We start from the raw sequence: 19793 nt of genomic DNA, 5'->3' as shown, positions 1-19793 counted from the left end.
CGTCAAAGTCGGCGTCAGAGGTCCGTGGTGCCACGGGCGACGACGACCGCGGGACCGGTCAGCAGCACCCGGTCGTCCTCGGTCCAGGTGACGTGGAGCGTCCCACCCGGCACGTCGACGCGGTACGTCGCGGGACGGGGTGCGTCGTCGCCGAGCGCTGCGGCGACCGCCACCGCGCAGGCGCCGGTGCCGCAGGAGCGGGTCTCCCCCGAGCCTCGCTCGTGGACCCGCATCGAGACGTGCTGCTCGCCGCTCCGGACGAAGAACTCGACGTTGACGCCGGACGGGTAGATCTGCGGGTCGAAGGTGGGCTCGTCGAGCAGCAGCCCGGCGTCCGCGAGGTCCTCGACGAGCGCGACGGCGTGCGGGTTGCCCATGTCGACGTGGCGCGCGGGCCACGACCGGTCCTCGACGCCGACCGTGGTGTCGCCGAGCACCTTCGGCATCCCCATGTCGGCGGTGACCCGGTCGCCGTCGGCGGTCAGCACCTTGATCCCGTCGCGGGTCGCGATCGGCACCGGCTGGCCGGCCGGCACCAGCCCCTCGTCGAGGAGGTGCCGGACGAAGACGCGGATGCCGTTGCCGCACATCTCGCTGGTCGAGCCGTCGGAGTTGCGGTAGTCCATGAACCACTCCGCCTGGTCGGCCTGGCTCGGGTCCCACACGCTGGTGCGGACCACGCGGAGCACCCCGTCGGCGCCGATCCCGGCGCGGCGGTCGCACAGGGCGCGCACCCGGGCCGCGTCGAGGTCGCCGTGGAGCGTCCCGTCGTGGTCGGGCAGCAGCACGAAGTCGTTCTCGGTGCCGTGGCCCTTCAGGAAGGGGTAGCTCATGGCGTCATTGTCCACGACTTCCCGCGAGAGTCACGGGGTCGACCACCGGCAGCCCGGCCACCGACCACCGGGGTCAGCGGTAGAGGTTCTCGGCGTACGACGGCCCGTAGTACTCGTCGAGCTCGGCCAGCGTCGCGTCCGCCCGGTCGAGCTCCTTGGCCAGCACGGCCCGGCGCGGCACGCTGCCCATCGGGTCCCAGGTCTCCGGGTCCCACAGCCCCGACCGCAGGAACGCCTTCTGGCAGTGGTGGAAGACCTCCTCGACGTCCACCACGAGCGCGAGCACGGGCCGATGCCCGTCGACCACCATCTCGTCGAAGAACGGCGCGTCGCACACCAGCCGCGCCCGGCCGTTGACGCGGAGGGTGTCGCCGCGGCCGGGGATGAGGAAGATCAGCCCGACCCGCGGGTTCTCGAGCAGGTTGCGGTAGCCGTCGGCACGCCGGTTGCCGGGCCGCTCGGCGATGGCGAGGGTGCGGTCGTCGAGGACGTGCACCAGCCGCCCCGCCGGGTCGCCCTTCGGCGAGGCGTCGCAGCTGCCGTCGGCCGCCGCGGTGGCGATGATGCAGAACGGCGACGCCGCCAGCCACGCCCGGTCCAGGTCGACGAGCGCCGGTCGGGTCTTGTCGCGCGCCCGCTGGCTCGGCTCGCCGAGCAGCGCGGCGAGCTCCTCGGCGCTGTCGATCCCGGTCCAGGTGCTGCGGTCGGCGTTCGGCTGGGTCACGCTCGCACGGTACGCCGTCCTCGCGGCCCGGAGCGTGCGGCTTCACCATGGTCCCGTGGTGAAGCCGCACATCCCGTGGCGCAGGACCCTTGGGAGGTGCAGGTCCACCACGGGACCTTGGTGAACCTGTGGTCACTCGGCGAGCGGGCCCACCACGTCGTACCGGGCGCACGCGAAGGCCCCGTTCTGCGCGAGCTCGGTCAGCCGCAGGTCGAACCGGCCGGGGAACAGCGGCCGGCCCGCGCCCAGGGTGACCGGGGCGATCGCGACGACCACCTCGTCGAGCAGGCCGGCCCCGGCGAACTGCGCGGCCAGGCCTCCCCCGCCGCAGACCCAGACGTCCTGACCGGCGGCGGCCTCGACCATCTCCGCGTGGACCTCGCGCACGTCGTCGGAGGTGAAGCGGATGTCGCCGTCCGGCTCCGGGAAGGTGCGGTGCGTGAACACCCAGGTCGGCTGCTCGAACGACCACCCCTCCCCCGAGGTGGCCATGTGGTCGAGCAGCCACTGGTAGGTGGTCGCGCCCATCGCGATCGCGCCGACCCCCTTGAAGAACGCCCCGAAGCTGAGGGGCCCCTCCTCGTCGTGCTCCTGCTTGAAGAGCCAGGCGAGCGAGTCGTGCTCGTCGGCGAGGTACCCGTCGAGGGTGGTGGCGGTGTGGAAGACGGTGCGGGTCATCGGCCGGCTCCTTCCGCCGCCTCGCCCATTCGCCGGCGCAGCCACAGGATCGGGTCGCCGTCGTCGACCTCGCCGCCAGCCGCGCGGACCAGCTGCCGCGCCAGGCTGCGGCGGGCGGCCGAGAACGTCAGCACGTGCGCGACGACGCTGCTCATCACGAACGACTCCGGCGGGTCGCACAGCGCGTCGATGAGCCGGTCGTCCCAGGCGCCGCGGCGTTCGATGTCGGCGACGGCGGACCGCCACCGCGGCGCGACCTCGTCGTGGCGCTCGATCAGCGTTGCCGGGTCGTCGGCCCGCTGGGGCGGGAAGTCGGTGCCCTCGATCGCGGCGAGCCACACCTCCTTAGTGGCGACGAGGTGGGCGAGCACCTGCGCGAGCGACTCGTCGGGGCCGTCGAAGCCGACCACGGCGGCGCCGGGCAGCCGGGGTTCGCGGTACGCCGCGTCCGGCAGCTGCTTGGCCAGGTCGAGGAGGTCGCGGGTGTCGTCGAGGTCGTGGGCGACCAGCTGCTCGGTGAGGGGACTCATGGGCTGCTCCGTGGTGTGCACCCACAGCGAGGCGGGCGGGTGGAAGTGGATGCCGTTCGGGGCCGGGAGCCAGTGCCCGTCCCGCGGCGCCGGGACGCTCGGCGCGTGCCCGTGGGCGCGGGTGAACGCCCGGCTGAAGCCCTCGACGGACTCGTAGCCGGCGGCGAACGCCGCCTCGGTCACCGACGCGCCCCGCCGCAGCTGCCACGCGGCGCGCTCGAGCATCACGCGGCGCCGCAGCGCGACCGGTGACTCGCCGGCGCCCCGCGCGAGCTGGCGACTGAAGTGGAACGGCGAGGCGAAGGCGCCGCCGGCCATGTCGCCGAGGGTCCGGTGCTCCTCGTCGAGCACCGCGTCGAGCAGCTCGCGGAGCCGGTCGCGCCCGGAGGTCTCGGTCATGCGGCCAGTCTGCCGCCGCGTGGGCCTTCCGCGCCCGACCGATCTTGCTCAGTCGGTGGCGCCCCGGGCGGCCGCCACGGCGTCCAGCGCCCTCGCCACGCGTTCGGGGTCGTCGTACGCCACCCAGTGGATGCGCGGGTCCTTGCGGAACCAGGCGTCCTGCCGGCGCGCGAACCGCCGGGTCGCGACCACGGTGCGCTCGCGGGCCTCGTCGAGGCTGATCTCCCCGTCGAGGTACGCCGTCACCTCGGGGTAGCCGATCGCCCGCCCGGCGGTGCGGGAGCCGTCGAGCCCCTGCTCCCGCAGCCGGGCCACCTCGTCGACGAACCCGTCGGTGAACATCCGGTCCACCCGCTGCTCGATCCGGGCGTCGAGGGTGGGCCGGTCGATGTCGACGCCGATCTGGACGCTCGCGGGGTCGGCGTACTCCAGCCGGGGCAGCGACGCGCTGAACGGGCGGCCGGTGATCTCGATGACCTCGAGCGCGCGGACGACGCGGCGGCCGTTCTCGGGCAGGATCCGCTCGGCGGCCTCGAGGTCGCGCTCGGCGAGCCGGCGGTGCAGCGCCCGGGAGCCGACCTCGGCCAGCTCGCCCTCGAGCCGCTCGCGGACGGCGGGGTCGGTGCCGGGGAACTCGAACCGGTCGAGGATCGCGCGGGTGTAGAGCGCCGAGCCGCCGACCAGCACGGGCGTCGCGCCGCGGCCGCGCAGCTCGGCGATCACGGACCGCGCCTGCTGCTGGAACTCCGCGACGGTCAGCGGCTCGGCCACGTCGAGCAGGTCGAGCAGGTGGTGCGGGATGCCGCGCCGCTCGGCCGGCGCCGGCTTGGCGGTGCCGATGTCCATGCCGCGGTAGACGGCCATCGCGTCGGTGTTGACGATCTCGCCGTCGAGCCGCTCGGCCAGGTCCAGCGAGAGGGCGGTCTTGCCCGAGGCGGTGGCGCCGACGACCGCGACGATCGGGACCTGGTCGGCTGCGGGGCCGGAGGGAGTGCCCGCGGGACGGGACGACGGGACGGAGCCCGTCGTGCGCCCGCTCGTCATGTGGCTAGTGTGTCAAGGGAGGGGTTCCCCCGAGGAGCCGACCCGACCCGAGAGGAGCGCGATGAGCTTCCTGGACAAGGCCCGGGCGAAGCTGACCGAGGCCGTCGACAAGCACGGGGACAAGGTCGCGGAGGGCGTCGACAAGGCGGCCCGCACGCTCGACGAGAAGACCAAGGGCAAGCACTCCGACAAGATCCGGGGCGGCGCCTCCAAGGCCAAGGAGGCCCTCGAGAAGCTCGACGGCCGCGACGACGGCGACCTCGGTCGCCCCGGCAGCAGCGGGACCGGAGGCACCCCCTGATGGCGGACGAGCGCGACGAGCGGCTCGACGCGCCGGCTCCGCCGGGCGGGCCGCAGCGCGCCGACGCCCCCGACGGGCCGGTGACGCCCGGCGAGCCGGCGCCCGACCCGGGCCCGGAGGTCCAGCGGGTCACCCGCCGCGAGGAGGGCGAGGCGCACGAGCCCGGCCCCGGCGAGGAGGGCCAGTCCCAGGTCGAGGCCGCGCTCCAGGCGGAGAACGCCGAGACCTCGCTCGACCAGCCCAGCCAGTAGGCCCGCCACACCAGCCGCACGACCGCGAGGAGGACGCATGACCGAGAAGTCCGCCGACGATCTCGAGGAGCTCGTGGAGCTCGACGACGCGGAGGAGGCGCGCCACGACCCCGAGGAGTACGAGCCCGACGCCCCCGTCTCCGGCGACACCGGCACGGAGTTCGAGGCCACCGGCGAGCCCGCCCACACCCCGCACGACGAGGCGGCCGAGGTCGAGGACGGTGCGCCGTAGACCGCTTCGTGGTCGTCCCGGCGGCCTACGTGTTCCTGCTGCGCGACGGCGTGGCCGGGCCGGAGGTGCTGCTGCAGCTGCGGCAGAACACCGGCTTCATGGACGGCCACTGGGCCGCCGCCGCGGCCGGTCACGTGGAGAAGGGCGAGACGGCGTACGACGCTATCCACCGCGAGGCCGCCGAGGAGATCGACGTGACGGACCTGGCGCTGGAGTTCGTGACCTCCATGCACCGGACCCGTGGTGGCGAGCCGATCGACGAGCGGATCGACTTCTTCTTCACCGCCCGGTCCTGGACCGGGGAGCCGCGCATCGTGGAGCCCCACAAGTGCGCCGACATGGGGTGGTTCCGCCTGGACACGCTGCCCGACCCGGTGGTGCCGCACGAGCGCCGCGTGTTGGAGGCGCTCCGGCTGGGTATCACCACTCCCTACACGACCTTCGGATTCCCTGCTGCGAGGGAGGAGCAGACCGATGAGCTCAGACCTGGGCCCGATGCCCGAACCCGAGATCGAGCCGGGTGAACCCAATCCCGGTGGCGTCGACGCCATCGAGGAGAAGGACATCCCACCCGCGGTGCCCGACCTCCAGGCCAACCCGGCCATCGGCGGTGAGCCGGAGGAGCTCGCCCAGCCGGAGGAGACCGACGACGGTCCGACCTCCGACGGCGCGAGCAACCCGACCGAGGAGACGCCGGCGTGACGCCGGAGCAGCCGGAGCATCCGGAGCAGCCAGGGCAGCCCGGCGAGGAGGAGCTGCGGCAGTCGCAGCCCAACGCGACCGGCCCCGAGGGCGCCGCCGGCGACATGGGCGTGAGCAGCGAGCGGGTCGGCCCCGGAGGCGAGACCGACGGGATGCGCGACACCACCCCGCAGGAGCGCGACCCGGACGCCGACGTGCCCCCCGAGCAGCGGCCGGGCCAGGTCGAGGAGAACCCCGAGGGCATCCCGCCGAAGTCGGGCTACTCCTCGGTCGACCCCCGCGCCGACGACGAGGTCTGACTGCCCGAGCCGGTGGTCGAGGTGCGAAGGCGCGCTGAGCGCCTGAGCCTCGAGGCCCCCTGACCGGAGGCAGGGCGGCGACGACCGCCCGCACAGGTCTGGACAGCCCGGCGCACCCGCGACAGGGTGCTCGGCATGCGCAACCATCTCGGGACCCTTGCCCTGACCCTTGCCCTCCTACCCGCCGGCCTCGCCGCCACCGGCACCGTTGCCTCGGCCGCCCCGGGCGACGACCGCCCGGACCGCGACCGTCCCCGCGACAACGGCTGGACCACCGCCGTCGTCGACCCCGACCAGTCCTTCCGCGGCCTCGACGCCGTGAACCGGCGTACGGCGTGGGTGACCGGCGGCAGCGTCTCCGGCGGTGCCGGCCGGGTCTTCCGCACCACCGACAGCGGCGGCTCGTGGACCGACGTCACGCCCGACGGCACCGACGGGCTCATGCTCCGCGACGTCGAGGCCCGCGGCCGCGACACCGCGGTCGTCCTGGCGATCGGCCCGGGCGAGGCGTCGCGGATCTACCGCACCACCGACGGCGGCGAGAGCTGGACCGAGACGTTCCGCAACACCGACGAGGCGGCGTTCTACAACTGCCTCGACTTCTTCCCCGGCGGCAAGCGTGGGCTGGCCGTGAGCGACCCCGTCGACGGGAGGTTCCGCGTCATCTCCACCCGCGACGGCGGGCGCAGCTGGGAGGTGCTCCCCACCGAGGGGATGCCGGCCGCTGACGGTGAGTACAACTTCTCCGCCAGCGGCGACTGCCTCGTGATCGCCGGCCGCCACGCCTGGTTCGGCACCGGCGGCGAGCAGGCCCGAGTCCTCCACTCCGACGACCGCGGCCGCACCTGGCACGCCACCGACTCGGGGCTGGCCGCTGGCGAGGCCGCCGGCGTCTTCGCGCTCGCGATGAAGAACCCGCGTCGCGGCGTCCTGGTGGGCGGCGACTTCGCCGCACCGGCCGACGGCACCGGCGCTGCCGCGGTCACCCGCAGCGGCGGGGGCTCGTGGGCCGGCGGCGCCGACCTCCCCCACCTCGGCGAGGACGCCGCATGGGTGCAGGGCCGTCGCGCGACCGTGCTGGCCGTGGGCGAGGGCGGCGGCGAGGGTGGCACCGCCATCAGCCGCGACGGCGGCCGCACCTGGGCGACGTGGTCCGACGAGGCGTTCCACACGCTCGACTGCACCCGCGACGGCGCCTGCTGGGCGGCCGGCGGCGGGGGCCGGGTGGGCACCCTCTCCTGATCAGCGGCAGGCGGGCCCGTCCGGGAGCGGGGCGGGCACGCCGACCGCCGGCATGCCGAGCGAGACGCCCTGCGGGGCGGCCGGCCCGGAGGTGCGGGCCTCCCAGGCGTCGCCGGAGCGGGTACGCCGCACGTCGAGCACCGGCCCGTCGGCGACGAGGTGGTGCGGCGCGGCGTAGGTGACCTCGACGGTGACCATGTCGCCGGGGCGGACCTCGGCGGTCCCTTCCGCCAGCGCCGAGAAGTCCGGCGTGAAGTGGACGAGCCGGTTGTCGGGACCCCGCCCGGAGAGCCGGTGGGTCTCGGCGTCCTTGCGGCCCTCCCCCTCGGCGACCATCAGCTCGACCCGGCGGCCGACCAGCTTCTTGTTCTCGTCCCAGGCGATGTCGTTGACCAGCTCGACCAGCCGCTCGTAGCGGTGCTGGACGACCTCGCGCGGGACCTGGTCCTCGAGCACGGCCGCGGGGGTGCCGGGCCGCTTGGAGTACTGGAAGGTGAAGGCCCCGGAGAAGCGGGCCTCGCGGACCACCTTCATGGTCTCGAGGAAGTCCTCCTCCGTCTCGCCGGGGAAGCCGACGATGATGTCGGTGGTGATCGCCGCGTCCGGCATCGCCTCGCGGACCCGCTCGATGATCCCGAGGAACTTCTTCTGCCGGTAGGAGCGGCGCATCGCCCGCAGCACCGTGTCGGAGCCGGACTGCAGCGGCATGTGCAGCTGCGGCATCACGTTCGGCGTCTCGGCCATCGCGGCGATGACGTCGTCGGTGAACTCGGCGGGGTGCGGCGAGGTGAAGCGGACCCGCTCGAGGCCCTCGATCTCGCCGCAGGCGCGCAGCAGCTTGGAGAACGCCTGCCGGTCGCCGAACTCGACGCCGTAGCTGTTGACGTTCTGGCCGAGCAGGGTGACCTCGGAGACGCCCTCGGCGACCAGCGCGCGGACCTCGGCGAGGATGTCGCCGGGCCGGCGGTCCTGCTCCTTGCCGCGCAGCGACGGGACGATGCAGAACGTGCAGGTGTTGTTGCAGCCGACCGAGATCGACACCCACGCGGCGTACGCCGACTCACGCTTGGTCGGCAGCGTGGACGGGAAGACCTCGAGCGACTCGAGGATCTCGACCTGCGCCTCCTCCTGGACCCGGGCGCGCTCGAGCAGCGCCGGCAGCGAGCCGATGTTGTGGGTGCCGAAGACCACGTCGACCCACGGCGCCTTCTCGACGATCGTCGAGCGGTCCTTCTGCGCGAGGCAGCCGCCGACGGCGATCTGCATGCCGGGCTTCCTCGCCTTGATCGGCGCGAGGTGGCCGAGGTTGCCGTAGAGCCGGTTGTCGGCGTTCTCGCGGACGGCGCAGGTGTTGAAGACGACGACATCCGCCTGCTCACCGTCCGGAGCCGCGGCGTACCCCGCGTCCTCCAGCAGGCCGGTGAGCCGCTCGGAGTCGTGGACGTTCATCTGGCACCCGTAGGTGCGGACCTCGTAGGTGCGGGGGGCTGCCTCAGACATGACGTGTCAAGGGTAGGACGGCCCCAGTGCAGTCACGGAATCGTGACGGGGAGGTGACGGTACGCCGACACCTGCAACGGTCTGGACCGACCGGCGTGGCAACTGCCCGGTAAATGCCGATAGGTTGAAAAACATGACCGTGGAGCAGACGGAGGGCATGTCGGCCGCCCAGGGGCAGCCGCTGGTGGTGCTCGAGAACGTGAACAAGTGGTTCGGCGAGCTGCACGTCCTCCAGGACATCAACGTCAGCATCGACCGCGGCGAGGTCGTCGTCGTCATCGGACCGTCGGGGTCGGGCAAGTCCACGCTCTGCCGCGCGATCAACCGACTGGAGACGATCCAGGAGGGGACGATCACCCTTGACGGCAAGCCGCTGCCCGATGAGGGCAAGGGCCTCGCCTCGCTGCGCGCCGAGGTCGGGATGGTCTTCCAGAGCTTCAACCTCTTCGCCCACAAGACGATCCTCGAGAACGTCACCCTCGGCCCGATCAAGGTCCGGGGCAAGAAGAAGGACGAGGCGGAGAAGCGCGCCCAGGAGCTGCTCGACCGCGTCGGCGTCGCCCACCAGGCGAACAAGTACCCCGCCCAGCTCTCGGGCGGCCAGCAGCAGCGCGTCGCGATCGCGCGGGCGCTGGCGATGGAGCCGAAGGTGATGCTCTTCGACGAGCCCACCTCCGCGCTGGACCCCGAGATGATCAAGGAGGTCCTCGACGTCATGGTCGACCTCGCCGAGCGCGGCATGACCATGGTCGTCGTGACCCACGAGATGGGCTTCGCCCGCACCGCCGCCGACCGCGTGCTCTTCATGGCCGACGGGGCCATCGTCGAGGAGAACACCCCCGAGGAGTTCTTCACCAACCCGCAGACGGACCGCGCCAAGGACTTCCTCGGCAAGATCCTGAAGCACTGAGAACGGGCCGGAACCGAACACAACTGCACGACCCACCAACGGGGGCCGGAGTGCCGGCTCGGGACACAAAGGAGATGAAGATGCGTTTCACCAGGACCAAGGGCGCCGTCGCCGGGCTCGGGCTGGCGCTCGTGCTCGCCGCCTGTGGCGGGGACGACGGCGGCGAGGTCGAGGTCGCGCAGGACACCGACTTCGAGTCGGGCACGACCATGGCCGAGATCGCCGAGCGCGGCACCGTCACCATCGGCACCAAGTTCGACCAGCCCGGCTTCGGCCTGCAGAACCTCGAGGGCGAGCCCGAGGGCTTCGACGTCGAGGTCGCCAAGATCATCGCGGCCGAGATGGGCATCGCTCCGGAGGACATCGAGTGGAAGGAGACCCCTTCCGACATCCGTGAGCAGGTCATCGAGAACGGCGAGGTCGACTTCGTCGTCGCGACGTACACCATCAACGACGAGCGCAAGGAGCGCATCTCCTTCGCCGGCCCGTACTACAACGCCGGCCAGATGCTGATGACCCGCTCGGACGACGACCGCTTCTCCGGCCCGGAGGACATCGCCGAGAACCCCGACGCGAAGGTCTGCACCGTGACCGGCTCGACGCCGTCGGTCAACATCGAGGAGTACCTCGCCAGCGACGACCAGCTGGTGCTGTTCGACGTCTACGACAAGTGCGCGAGCGCGCTGAGCAACGGCCAGGTCGACGTCGTCACCACCGACAACGTCATCCTCGCCGGCTTCGTCGGCGAGTCGGACGGCGAGTTCCAGCTGGTCGGTGAGCAGTTCACCGAGGAGCCCTACGGCATCGGCATCGAGAAGGGCGACACCGCCTTCTGCGAGTTCATCAACGAGACGCTCCAGGAGAACGAGGACGCCTACCTCCAGGCCTGGGAGGACACGGCCGGACAGGTCGAGGGCAGCCAGACCCCCGAGCTCCCCGAGCCCGACACCTGCGCCTGACCGCCTGACCGAACGACTGAGGGTCGCGGTGCCGCCGCTCTGGCGGCGCCGCGACCCGGCTCCCGGAGAGGAGTGACGTGGACCCCGTCCTCGACAACCTGGACCTCTACTGGTCCGGCTTCCTGCGCTCGCTGGGGATCTGCCTGTGGGCGATGGTGGGGTCGCTGCTCCTCGGGACGCTGATCGCCGCCTTCCGCGTCTCCCCCGTGGCGTCGCTGCGGGCGTTCGGCACCGCCTGGGTGACGACGCTGCGCAACTGCCCGCTGACCGTGGTGCTGTTCTTCATGGCGTTCGGCATGCCGGAGATCGGCGTCAACTTCAGCTTCTACACCTTCGGCGTGCTGGCGCTGATCCTCTACACCTCGGCCTTCGTCTGCGAGGGCGTGCGCTCCGGCATCAACTCCGTGCAGGCCGGCCAGGCCGAAGCCGCCCGCGCGATCGGGCTCACCTTCACCCAGACGCTGACCCAGGTCGTGATGCCGCAGGCGCTGCGCAGCTCGATCCCGCCGGTCGGCAGCGTCATCATCGCGATGTTCAAGAACTCCGCGATCGTCGGCGCCTTCGGTGTCGGCCGCGACCTGTGGTCGGTCGGCAAGCGGCTCTCGAGCGCCGCGGGCTTCGACGCCCTCCCCGTCTTCACCGGGGTGGCCATCGGCTACCTCGTCATCACGCTGTCCGCCGGCGCACTGCTGGCCCTCGCCGAGCGTCGTCTGGAGGTCGCGCGATGAGCAACGTCCTCTACGACGAGCCCGGACCCAAGGCCCGCCGGCGCGCCCAGGTCGGCACCGTCATCAGCCTCGTGCTGATCGCCGGGCTGCTCTTCGTCGCCGGCCGACGGCTGGCCGACCGCGGCCAGTTCGACATGGAGCTGTGGGGTCCGCTGATCGACCCGTCCAACGAGGTCTTCGGCCAGGTCTGGAAGCTGCTGGGCGAGGGGCTCGTCGCGACGCTGACCGCGGCCGTGCTCGCGATCATCTTCTCGCTCATCATCGGCACCCTGCTGGGGAGCGCCCGGATGATGCTCGGGACGCTGGCACGGATCCCGCTCGTGGCGCTCATCGAGCTGCTGCGCGGCCTGCCGGTGGTCGTGACGATCTTCTACGTCTACGTCGTCTTCCAGTCCACCGACACCGACATCGGCTTCATGCCGGGCGACGACGGCCTGTGGTACCTCGTCATCGGCCTGACGCTCTACAACTCCGTGATCATCGCCGAGATCCTCCGCGCCGGCGTCAACTCGCTCCCCAGCGGGCAGCGCGAGGCTGCGCTCGCGATCGGCATGACGCCGCGCCAGACGATGACCAACGTGCTGCTGCCGCAGGCGTTCCGCACCATGCTGCCGGCACTCATCAGCCAGCTCGTCGTGGTCCTCAAGGACACCTCGATCGTCGCGGTGCTCGGCCTCTACATCGAGCTGCTGCGGCAGGGGAACCTCATCGCGCTGAACCTCGACAACCCGATCCAGGTGCTGTTCGTGGTGGGCCTGATCTTCATCCTGCTGAACTACCTGCTGTCGCGGGTCGCGGTGTGGGTGGAGCAGCGGCTCAGCCGGTCCCGCAGCGGTGGCGCGGGGATCCCCGTCGACGAGTCGGCGGTCGCGCAGACCTGACCGCTGGGCTGACGGCTGGGCTGACGGCGGGGCTGACGGCTGGGCTGACGGCTGGGCTGACGGCTGGGTCACACTCCGCGCCACCCGGTTGGGCGGGGCTGTATGACTGACGCGTGACCGCTGACCTGGTGTACGTCGTCGCCGGCGCGACGCTGCTGCTGGCGATCGTGCTGCCCGACCTGCTCAGCAGGTGGGCGGTGTCGGCACCGATGGTGCTCGTCGGCATCGGGATGCTGCTCGGGCTCACTCCCCTGCCAGACGGGATGCCGCTGGACCCGCAGGCCAACCGAGAGGTCATCGAGCACGTCACCGAGCTGGTCGTGATCGTGGCGCTGATGGGCGTCGGCCTGGCGATCGACCGGCCGCTCGACCCACGCAGCCGGGACAGCTGGCGGACGTGGGCGCCCACGTGGCGGCTGCTCGTCATCGGCATGCCGCTCACCATCGGCGCCGTTGCGCTGCTCGGCTGGTGGGCCGGGGTGGCGCCCGCGGCCGCGCTGCTGCTCGGCGCCGCGCTCGCGCCCACCGACCCGGTGCTCGCCTCCGACGTCCAGGTCGCCGGCCCGCAGACCGGCGACCACGAGGTCGACGAGACCGACGAGGTGCGGTTCACGCTGACCTCCGAGGCCGGCTTCAACGACGGCCTGGCCTTCCCCTTCGTCTACGCCGCCATCCTGCTCGCGACGGAGCGGACCTTCTCGGGCGTGGCGCTGGAGTGGGTCGGCTGGCACCTCCTCGGCAAGGTCGCGATCGGCGTCGTGGGCGGCCTGCTCGTCGGGCGGGTGCTGGCCGCCGTCGCCTTCCGCTCGAGGAGCCCGTCGCTGCGGGTAGCCGAGCGCGGCGAGTCGCTGCTGGCGCTGGCCGCGCTCGTCTCGTCGTACGGCGTCGCCGAGGTCGCCGGCGGCTACGGCTTCCTCGCCGTCTTCGTGTGTGCCCTGACCTTCCGCTCCGCCGAGCGCTCGCACGACTACCACGCCGCGATGCACGAGGTCGCCGAGCGGCTGGAGCGGCTGCTCACGCTGTTCGTGCTGCTGGTGCTCGGCATCGCAGTGACCCGGGGGCTCCTCGAGGCCCTCGACTGGCGCGGCGTCGTCGTCGGGCTGGCGCTGATCTTCGTGATCCGGCCGCTGGCGTGCTTCGTCGCGCTGGCGCCGTACGCCGGCCGCACCGACCAGACCGGCGGGCTGTGTCGGGAGCAGCAGTGGGCGGTGGCGTTCTTCGGGGTCCGCGGGATCGGCTCGATCTACTACCTGGCGTACGCCGCCGGCGCCTCGGCGCTGCTCAACGTCGACTGGCTGTGGTCGACCGTCGCGTTCACCGTGGTCGCGTCGGTGATGATCCACGGCGTCCTGTCGACGCCGGTGATGACCCGGCTCGACCGGAAGCTCGAGGCCGCCGGCCGGGCGTAGGCCTGTGGAGCGCGCCGGACCCGGCTACTTTCGCGGCGTGACCCAGAGGTTGATGACACCCTCGATGACGACCTCGCCGTCCTCGCGGACGCCGCGCACCCGCACCGGCAGCTCGGGGTCGTCGCCGGTCCACTGCTCGCGGTCGGTCTCGGCGATGCAGGTGATGTCCGAGGTCGCCTTCGCGGTGTAGGAGACCGTCATGCCCTTGGGGATCCAGCGCTTGTCGGCCGGGATGCTCGCCTCGGCGAGCGCGCCCATGGCGGCCTCGAGGCCGTTGCACAGCGCGATCGCGTGCACGGTCCTGATGTGGTTGTGGACGCCGCGACGCTTGGGGATCACCAGCTCCGCGTAGTCCGGGCGGATCTCCACGAACCGGGGCCGGATGGAGGCGAAGTAGGGCGCCTTCTGCGAGAAGAGCAGCGAGAAGAGCCGCTTGCCCTGGGGCAGGGGGCTGGTGCGGTTCCAGAGGGCGAGCACTTGGGACATGGCGAGCATGTTACTCATCAGTCACTTCGCGGCGCCAGCACCTCAACCCGGTTGCCGTGGTCGTCGAAGCAGTGGAACCGGACGTGGCCGGGGAACGAGTCGCGCTGACCGCCGTCCACCTCGAAGCCCAGGGCTGCGAGCCGGGCCGCGGTCGCCTCGAGTGTCGCCACGTCGTCGAGCACGAACGCCGGGTGGGCCTTGCGGGCCGGGCGGAACGGGTCCTCCACCCCGACGTGCACCTCCGCGGCCACGTCCCCGGAGGCGTCGTACGCGCGGAACCAGGCGCCGCCGCGGGCGGCGAGCTCGGCGGGCTTGTCGACCTCGGTCATGCCGAGGCCCTCGACGTAGAAGCGACGGGCGGCATCCTCGTCGCCGTGGGCGCAGGCGACCTGCACGTGGTGGAGCCTCATGCCGCACCCACCCGGGCGGCGGCGAAGATCCGGCGGAAGGGCAGCACGGTGCCGAAGGACCGGCGCGGGTAGGTCTCGCGGAGCCGCCGCTTCAGCTCCGCCTCGAAGCCGGGGCGCAGGTCGGCGGGCAGCGCCTGCAGCGTGGGCCGTGCGCCCGTGCCGGAGATCCAGGTGAAGACCGGGTCCTCGCCGGGCAGCACGTGGAGGTACGTCGTCTCCCACACGTCGGCCTCGCAGCCGGCGGCCGCGAGCACCTCGAGGTAGGCGGCCGGGGCGTGGCTGCCCGGCGCCGCGACGCCGGCGGTGTGGGCGGCGTACGGCTCCTCGGAGGCGAGCGCGGAGCGGAGGGTGTGGCTGGGCTCGTCGAGGTTGCCGGGGACCTGGAACGCCAGCCAGCCACCCGGACGGACCCGCGCGACGAGGCGGGGCAGCAGGTCGAGGTGGTCGGGCAGCCACTGCAGGGTCGCGTTGGAGACGAGCACGTCGACCGGCCCGTCGTCGCGGGCGGCCCAGTCGCGCAGGTCGGCCTGCTCGAAGGCGATGCCCGGCACGTCGGCGCGTGCCCGCTCGACCATGTCGTCGCTGCTGTCGACGCCGAGCACGCTCGCGTCGGGCCAGCGGTCCGCGAGGAGCCGGGTCAGGTTGCCGGGGCCGCAGCCGAGGTCGACGACCGTGGCGGGGTCCTCGGCAGCGACCCGGGCCAGGAGCTCGACGAACGGGCGGCCGCGCTCGTCGGCGTAGGTCAGGTAGCGGTCGGGGTCCCAGCGCGGGGAGGTCGTCACTGCGAGCTCCTTTGTCTCGACATCAAGATATCTGCACTCTGCTCCGAGTTTGTCTCGATGTCAAGATTCTCGATCGGTGGTCTACGATGGCGCGCATGAGGGACGAGGTCGACGAGCTCACCGAGGCGTGGGAGCGCGAGCGCCCCGACCTCGACCTCGCGCCCGTCGCGGTCTTCAGCCGGATCAGCCGGCTCGCGCGCCACCTCGACCTCGCCCGTCGCGAGGCGTTCACCGCCCACGGCATCGAGTCCTGGGAGTTCGACGTGCTGGCGGCGCTGCGGCGCGCCGGGGCGCCGTACGAGCTCTCCCCCGGCCGGCTGCTGCGCGAGACCCTCGTGACCAGCGGCACCATGACCAACCGCGTCGACCGGCTCGCCGGCCGCGGCTTCGTCGAGCGCCACCCCGACCCCGACGACCGCCGCGGCGTCCTCGTCCGGCTCACCGCCGAGGGCAAGCAGGCCGTCGACGGCGCCTTCACCGCCCTGCTCGCCGCCGAGGCCGAGCTCCTCGCCGACCTTCCCGACCGCGAGCGGCAGCGCCTCGCCAAGCTCCTCCGCACCCTGCTGGCCCCCTTCACGCCGTAGCCCGGGGCGTCGCGATCCCCGGATATCCGGGGATCGCCGCGCTTCTAGGCCACTGGAGTGCCCGAGAAGCGCGGCGAGTGGCCGAGCGGCGTGACGGTTGGGGCGTCACTCCAGCAGCTCGGCGGCCTCCAGCCACTCGAGCTCGAGCTGCTCCTTCTCGGCTGCGACCTCCTGGAGCTGCGCGGAGAGGACGGCGAGCTTCTCGTAGTCCTGCGCGTGGGTGAGCACCTCGGCGTTCAGCTCCGCCTCGCGCACGCCGAGTCGCTCGAGCTGCTTGTCGATCCGGGCGATGACCTTGCGCGCGGCCCGCTCCTCGGCGGACCCGGCCTTCGCCCTGGCCGGCGCGGCCGGCGACGCGGCAACTCGTGGCGTCTCGGCGCTCCCCGCGGGTGAACTGCTGGCAGCTCGCGGGGTTTCGGAGGACAACTGAGGACCACTCGGCGCGGATCCGGGGGGAACTGATGGCAGCTCGGCGTGGGGGGTGGCGTGGGGGGACGGGTAGCCGCCGGCGGCGCGGCGCTCGAGGTACTCGTCGACGCCGCGGGGCAGCATCGAGATCTGGCCGTCGCCGAGCAGCGCCCAGGTGGAGTCAGTGACCCGCTCGAGGAAGTACCGGTCGTGGGAGACCACGACGAGGGTGCCGGGCCAGCCGTCGAGGAAGTCCTCGAGCACGTTGAGCGTCTCGATGTCGAGGTCGTTGGTGGGCTCGTCGAGCAGCAGCACGTTCGGCTCGGTCAGCAGCAGCCGCAGCAGCTGGAAGCGCCGCCGCTCGCCGCCGGAGAGGTCGCCCAGCCGGGCGGTGAGCCGGTCGCCGGTGAAGCCGAAGCGCTCCAGCATCGCGGTCGCGCTGATCTCGCCGTCGGCGGTACGGGTGATCCGGCGGATCCCCTCGACCGTGGCGAGCACCCGCGCCTCCGGGTCGAGCTCGTCGATGTGCTGGGTGAGGTGCTGCAGCGCGACGGTCCGGCCGTGGCGCACCCGCCCGGCCGCCGGCGCCAGCTCCCCCGAGAGCAGCGACAGCACCGAGGTCTTGCCGGCGCCGTTGACGCCGACGATCCCGATCCGGTCCCCCGGCCCGATCCGCCAGGTCGCGTGCTTCAACAGCACCCGGTCGCCGCGCACCAGGTCGGCGTCCTCGACGTCGACGACGTCCTTGCCGAGCCGCTGGGTGGCGAACTTCTGCAGCTCGAGCCGGTCCCGCGGCGGCGGGACGTCCTCGATGAGCGCGTTGGCGGCGTCGATGCGGAACTTCGGCTTCGAGGTGCGGGCCGGCGCGCCGCGGCGCAGCCAGGCGAGCTCCTTGCGGACGAGGTTCTGGCGGCGGGCCTCGGCGGCGGCGGCCTGCCGCTGCCGCTCGGCCTTGGCGAGCACGAAGGCGGCGTACCCGCCCTCGTAGGTGTCGACGACGCCGTCGTGGACCTCCCACGTCGACTGGCAGACCGCGTCGAGGAACCACCGGTCGTGGGTGACGACGACGAGCGCGGAGGTACGCCGGACCAGGTGGTCGGCCAGCCACGCGACGGCCTCGACGTCGAGGTGGTTGGTGGGCTCGTCGAGAACGATCAGGTCGTGGCTGTCGAGCAGCAGCGCGGCGAGCGAGCAGCGGCGCCGCTCGCCGCCGGAGAGCCCGGCGACGGCCCGGTCGAGCTCCACCCCGGCGAGCAGCACCTCGACGACCTCGCGGGTGGCCGGGTCGGCCGCCCACTCGTGGTCGCTGCGGCCGCCGAGGACGGCCTCGCGGACAGTGTGGGTGTCCTCCAGCGCGTCGCCCTGGTGCAGGTAGCCGACCAGCAGGCCGCGGCTGCGCGAGACCCGCCCGGTGTCGGGCTCCTCGAGGCCGGTCATCACCTCGAGCAGGGTGGTCTTGCCGTCGCCGTTGCGGCCGACGATGCCGACGCGCTCGCCGGCGGAGATGCCGAGCGACACGTCGGTGAGCAGGGGGCGGACGCCGTACGACTTCGACACCCGCTCCAGGTTGAGCAGGTTCGCCATCAGATCGCCTCCACAGGCTCCGGGTCGTCGGTGGCCAGGATCGTCGCTCCGTACGCAGGCCCCACCGCGGTCAGCACGCTCTCGTGACCGGCGCCGCGCAGCGCGGCCGCGACGGCCTCCTGGTGGGCCTCGTCCTCGCACAGGAAGACGCACGTCGGTCCGGACCCGGAGACCAGGCCGCGCAGCGCGCCCTCCGCCTCGCCGCGCGCGACCAGGTCGCGCAGGTCGGGACGCAGGTCGAACGCCGGCTCCTGCAGGCCGTTGTGCAGGGTGGCAGCGAGCCGGCGCGGGTCACGCCCCGCGAGCGCACCGAGCAGCGCGTCCGGGGCGGGCGGCGTCGAGGAGGCGTCCGGGAACATCTCGTCGAAGTGGCGGTAGACCGCGGGGGTCGAGAGACCCTCGCGGGACGGCACGACCACCCAGCGCCACTGCCCCGGGTCGGGGACCGGCTCGACGACCTCGCCGCGGCCCGTGCCGAGGGCGGTGCCGCCGACCAGCGCGAACGGCACGTCGCTCCCGAGGTCCGCGGCGAGCTCGAGCAGCCGGGTCCGCGGCGTCCCGAGCTCCCAGAGCGCGTCGAGCAGCACCAGCGCAGCGGCCGCGTCGGCCGAGCCGCCGGCCAGCCCGCCGGCCACCGGGATCGCCTTGTCGAGCTCGACGGCGGCCCGCACGGGCACGCCGTGCTCCGCGGCGAGCAGCCGCGCCGCGCGGGTCACGAGGTCGTCCTCGACCGCCGGCAGCGCCGAGGCGTCGACGTACGACGCCGCCCGCGACGCCAGCGACCAGTCGTCGGCGGGGCGGGCGACCAGGTCGTCGTGCAGCGAGATCGCCTGGTAGACCGTGTGGAGGGGGTGGAAGCCGTCCTCCCGCACGCGACCGACCCCGAGGTGGAGGTTGACCTTCGCCGACGCGCGCACCCGCAGCGCAGTCACCTGTCGTCCTCGGGGGTCTCGACGGGCTCGACCGCCGTGGAGTCGGGTCGACTGGAAGGAAGCGCCTCGGCGACGCGCACGAAGTCCCCGATCTCCAGCGACTCGCCGCGCGCCATCGGGTCGACGCCGGCGGCGACCAGCGTGGACTCGGCGGCCTCACCGGAGCCGGCGAGCCCCTTGAGGACGCCGCGCAGCGCCTTGCGGCGCTGCGCGAAGGCCGCGTCGATCACCCGGAAGACGGTCTCGCGGGAGACCGCCGAGGTCGGCGGCTCCCGCCGGGTCCAGGCCACCAGCCCGGAGTCGACGTTGGGGGCGGGCCAGAAGACGTTGCGGCCGATGGCGCCCGCGCGCCGGACGTCGGCGTACCAGGCGGCCTTGACCGACGGCACGCCGTAGACCTTGGAGCCGGGGCGCGCTGCCAGCCGGTCGGCCACCTCGGACTGCACCATCACCAGGCCGCGCTCCAGGGAGGGCAGCAGCGCGAGCAGGTGCAGCAGCACCGGCACGGAGACGTTGTAGGGCAGGTTGGCCACCAGCGCGGTCGGCGCCGGCCCGGGAAGCTCGGTGATCCGCAGCGCGTCGGCGTGGACGAGCTCGAACCGGTCGGCCTGCGCGGGGGCGTACTCGGCGATGGTCGAGGGCAGCAGCGAAGCGAGCTTCTCGTCGACCTCGATGGCCACGACGCGGCGGGCGACCTCGAGCAGGGCCAGGGTCAGCGACCCGAGCCCGGGACCGACCTCGACCACGACGTCGTCGGGGCCGATGCCCGACTCGCGCACGATCCGGCGGACGGTGTTGGCGTCGATGACGAAGTTCTGGCCCCGCTGCTTGGTGGGGCGGAGGTCCAGCGTGGCGGCCAGCGAACGCACGTCCGCCGGGCCGAGGAGTCTCGGCCCGGCGGAGGTGGTGTCGGCCGGGGGGCCCTGCTCAGGCATGGCCCAAGGGTAGGCGTTGCTCAACCGGTCACTGACCAGCCGGTCACTGC

At 72.9% G+C, this 19793-nt stretch carries 25 protein-coding genes; 13 read left to right on the top strand and 12 right to left on the bottom strand.

The window, feature by feature from the left end; all coding sequences use genetic code 11:
• Positions 1-14 precede the first annotated feature (14 nt).
• The 5 genes from dapF to miaA all read right to left on the bottom strand — a co-directional run bounded on the left by dapF (position 15) and on the right by miaA (position 4208).
• Positions 15-833: a diaminopimelate epimerase gene (gene dapF / locus ACFP2E_RS16700; RefSeq protein WP_378523934.1), complete on the bottom strand. Its 819-nt coding sequence runs from the start codon at positions 831-833 to the stop codon at positions 15-17.
• A 73-nt stretch (positions 834-906) separates the two neighbouring features.
• A complete protein-coding gene (locus ACFP2E_RS16695; protein WP_378523933.1) occupies positions 907-1557 on the bottom strand; it encodes a pyridoxamine 5'-phosphate oxidase family protein in 651 nt (216 codons plus the stop codon).
• A 132-nt stretch (positions 1558-1689) separates the two neighbouring features.
• Entirely contained in the window at positions 1690-2235 is a 546-nt protein-coding gene (locus tag ACFP2E_RS16690) for a dihydrofolate reductase family protein (RefSeq protein WP_378523932.1), read from the bottom strand.
• The gene (locus ACFP2E_RS16685; RefSeq protein WP_378523931.1) at positions 2232-3164 is read right to left on the bottom strand and encodes a helix-turn-helix domain-containing protein; all 933 of its coding nucleotides are present in this window, start codon (positions 3162-3164) and stop codon (positions 2232-2234) included. The genes ACFP2E_RS16690 and ACFP2E_RS16685 overlap by 4 nt, the downstream gene beginning before the upstream one ends.
• A 48-nt stretch (positions 3165-3212) precedes the next feature.
• On the bottom strand, positions 3213-4208 hold the full coding sequence (miaA, locus tag ACFP2E_RS16680) for a tRNA (adenosine(37)-N6)-dimethylallyltransferase MiaA (protein ID WP_378523930.1): 996 nt from the start codon (positions 4206-4208) through the stop codon (positions 3213-3215).
• 61 nt (positions 4209-4269) lie between these two features.
• Here miaA and ACFP2E_RS16675 point away from each other — a divergent pair, with 61 nt between their 5' ends.
• The 7 genes from ACFP2E_RS16675 (at position 4270) to ACFP2E_RS16645 (ending at position 7235) form a co-directional block, all read left to right on the top strand.
• On the top strand, positions 4270-4509 hold the full coding sequence (locus ACFP2E_RS16675) for an antitoxin (RefSeq protein WP_378523929.1): 240 nt from the start codon (positions 4270-4272) through the stop codon (positions 4507-4509).
• Complete coding sequence (locus ACFP2E_RS16670; RefSeq protein WP_378523928.1) at positions 4509-4760, top strand: hypothetical protein; 252 nt, start codon at positions 4509-4511, stop codon at positions 4758-4760. The genes ACFP2E_RS16675 and ACFP2E_RS16670 overlap by 1 nt, the downstream gene beginning before the upstream one ends.
• Before the next feature lie 37 nt (positions 4761-4797).
• Positions 4798-4992 carry a hypothetical protein gene (locus ACFP2E_RS16665; protein ID WP_378523927.1) on the top strand — a complete coding sequence of 65 codons (195 nt, stop codon included), beginning with the start codon at positions 4798-4800 and terminating at the stop codon, positions 4990-4992.
• Positions 4993-5000: 8 nt separating this feature from the next.
• The gene (locus ACFP2E_RS16660) at positions 5001-5516 is read left to right on the top strand and encodes an NUDIX domain-containing protein (protein WP_378523926.1); all 516 of its coding nucleotides are present in this window, start codon (positions 5001-5003) and stop codon (positions 5514-5516) included.
• Positions 5467-5694, top strand: a complete 228-nt coding sequence (locus ACFP2E_RS16655) for a hypothetical protein (RefSeq protein WP_378523925.1) — start codon at positions 5467-5469, stop codon at positions 5692-5694. Before ACFP2E_RS16660 ends, ACFP2E_RS16655 begins: the two co-directional genes overlap by 50 nt.
• Positions 5691-5993 carry a hypothetical protein gene (locus ACFP2E_RS16650; protein WP_378523924.1) on the top strand — a complete coding sequence of 101 codons (303 nt, stop codon included), beginning with the start codon at positions 5691-5693 and terminating at the stop codon, positions 5991-5993. Before ACFP2E_RS16655 ends, ACFP2E_RS16650 begins: the two co-directional genes overlap by 4 nt.
• 135 nt (positions 5994-6128) lie before the next feature.
• Positions 6129-7235: an oxidoreductase gene (locus ACFP2E_RS16645; protein ID WP_378523923.1), complete on the top strand. Its 1107-nt coding sequence runs from the start codon at positions 6129-6131 to the stop codon at positions 7233-7235.
• Here the strand turns inward: ACFP2E_RS16645 and miaB are convergent, their stop codons facing one another.
• A complete protein-coding gene (miaB, locus tag ACFP2E_RS16640) occupies positions 7236-8735 on the bottom strand; it encodes a tRNA (N6-isopentenyl adenosine(37)-C2)-methylthiotransferase MiaB (protein WP_378523922.1) in 1500 nt (499 codons plus the stop codon). It lies immediately after the preceding gene.
• A gap of 157 nt (positions 8736-8892) precedes the next feature.
• Here miaB and ACFP2E_RS16635 point away from each other — a divergent pair, with 157 nt between their 5' ends.
• From ACFP2E_RS16635 to ACFP2E_RS16615, 5 genes are all read left to right on the top strand, one after another.
• Positions 8893-9645 (top strand): amino acid ABC transporter ATP-binding protein, encoded by a 753-nt coding sequence (locus tag ACFP2E_RS16635; RefSeq protein ID WP_378524179.1) that lies wholly within the window; start codon positions 8893-8895, stop codon positions 9643-9645.
• 80 nt (positions 9646-9725) lie between these two features.
• Positions 9726-10604, top strand: a complete 879-nt coding sequence (locus ACFP2E_RS16630) for a glutamate ABC transporter substrate-binding protein (RefSeq protein WP_378523921.1) — start codon at positions 9726-9728, stop codon at positions 10602-10604.
• Positions 10605-10681: 77 nt separating this feature from the next.
• The gene (locus ACFP2E_RS16625; RefSeq protein ID WP_378523920.1) at positions 10682-11332 is read left to right on the top strand and encodes an amino acid ABC transporter permease; all 651 of its coding nucleotides are present in this window, start codon (positions 10682-10684) and stop codon (positions 11330-11332) included.
• The gene (locus tag ACFP2E_RS16620) at positions 11329-12213 is read left to right on the top strand and encodes an amino acid ABC transporter permease (RefSeq protein WP_378523919.1); all 885 of its coding nucleotides are present in this window, start codon (positions 11329-11331) and stop codon (positions 12211-12213) included. Before ACFP2E_RS16625 ends, ACFP2E_RS16620 begins: the two co-directional genes overlap by 4 nt.
• A gap of 113 nt (positions 12214-12326) precedes the next feature.
• Positions 12327-13622, top strand: a complete 1296-nt coding sequence (locus ACFP2E_RS16615; protein WP_378523918.1) for a cation:proton antiporter — start codon at positions 12327-12329, stop codon at positions 13620-13622.
• Positions 13623-13646: 24 nt separating this feature from the next.
• On the opposite strand, the gene ACFP2E_RS16610 is transcribed toward ACFP2E_RS16615, so the two are convergent.
• Genes ACFP2E_RS16610 through ACFP2E_RS16600 form a run of 3 tightly spaced genes read right to left on the bottom strand, consistent with a single transcriptional unit; the run spans position 13647 to position 15300 of the window.
• Positions 13647-14108, bottom strand: coding sequence for a hotdog fold domain-containing protein (locus ACFP2E_RS16610; RefSeq protein ID WP_378523917.1), 462 nt, complete (start codon positions 14106-14108; stop codon positions 13647-13649).
• Between the two features lie 17 nt (positions 14109-14125).
• A complete protein-coding gene (locus tag ACFP2E_RS16605; RefSeq protein ID WP_378523916.1) occupies positions 14126-14518 on the bottom strand; it encodes a VOC family protein in 393 nt (130 codons plus the stop codon).
• Positions 14515-15300: a methyltransferase domain-containing protein gene (locus ACFP2E_RS16600; RefSeq protein WP_378523915.1), complete on the bottom strand. Its 786-nt coding sequence runs from the start codon at positions 15298-15300 to the stop codon at positions 14515-14517. The genes ACFP2E_RS16605 and ACFP2E_RS16600 overlap by 4 nt, the downstream gene beginning before the upstream one ends.
• A 95-nt stretch (positions 15301-15395) precedes the next feature.
• Here ACFP2E_RS16600 and ACFP2E_RS16595 point away from each other — a divergent pair, with 95 nt between their 5' ends.
• The gene (locus ACFP2E_RS16595) at positions 15396-15884 is read left to right on the top strand and encodes a MarR family winged helix-turn-helix transcriptional regulator (RefSeq protein WP_378523914.1); all 489 of its coding nucleotides are present in this window, start codon (positions 15396-15398) and stop codon (positions 15882-15884) included.
• 105 nt (positions 15885-15989) lie between these two features.
• Here the strand turns inward: ACFP2E_RS16595 and ACFP2E_RS16590 are convergent, their stop codons facing one another.
• Genes ACFP2E_RS16590 through rsmA form a run of 3 tightly spaced genes read right to left on the bottom strand, consistent with a single transcriptional unit; the run spans position 15990 to position 19743 of the window.
• On the bottom strand, positions 15990-17876 hold the full coding sequence (locus ACFP2E_RS16590; protein WP_378523913.1) for an ABC-F family ATP-binding cassette domain-containing protein: 1887 nt from the start codon (positions 17874-17876) through the stop codon (positions 15990-15992).
• Positions 17876-18808: a 4-(cytidine 5'-diphospho)-2-C-methyl-D-erythritol kinase gene (locus tag ACFP2E_RS16585; protein WP_378523912.1), complete on the bottom strand. Its 933-nt coding sequence runs from the start codon at positions 18806-18808 to the stop codon at positions 17876-17878. The genes ACFP2E_RS16590 and ACFP2E_RS16585 overlap by 1 nt, the downstream gene beginning before the upstream one ends.
• Positions 18805-19743, bottom strand: coding sequence for a 16S rRNA (adenine(1518)-N(6)/adenine(1519)-N(6))-dimethyltransferase RsmA (gene rsmA, locus ACFP2E_RS16580; protein ID WP_378523911.1), 939 nt, complete (start codon positions 19741-19743; stop codon positions 18805-18807). The genes ACFP2E_RS16585 and rsmA overlap by 4 nt, the downstream gene beginning before the upstream one ends.
• Positions 19744-19793 lie beyond the last annotated feature (50 nt).

This window comes from Nocardioides sp. GCM10027114, from assembly GCF_042659625.1.
Classification (GTDB): domain Bacteria; phylum Actinomycetota; class Actinomycetes; order Propionibacteriales; family Nocardioidaceae; genus Nocardioides.
Note: the sequence above shows the minus strand (reverse complement) of the source record. Positions and strands in the feature narration are given on the sequence as shown.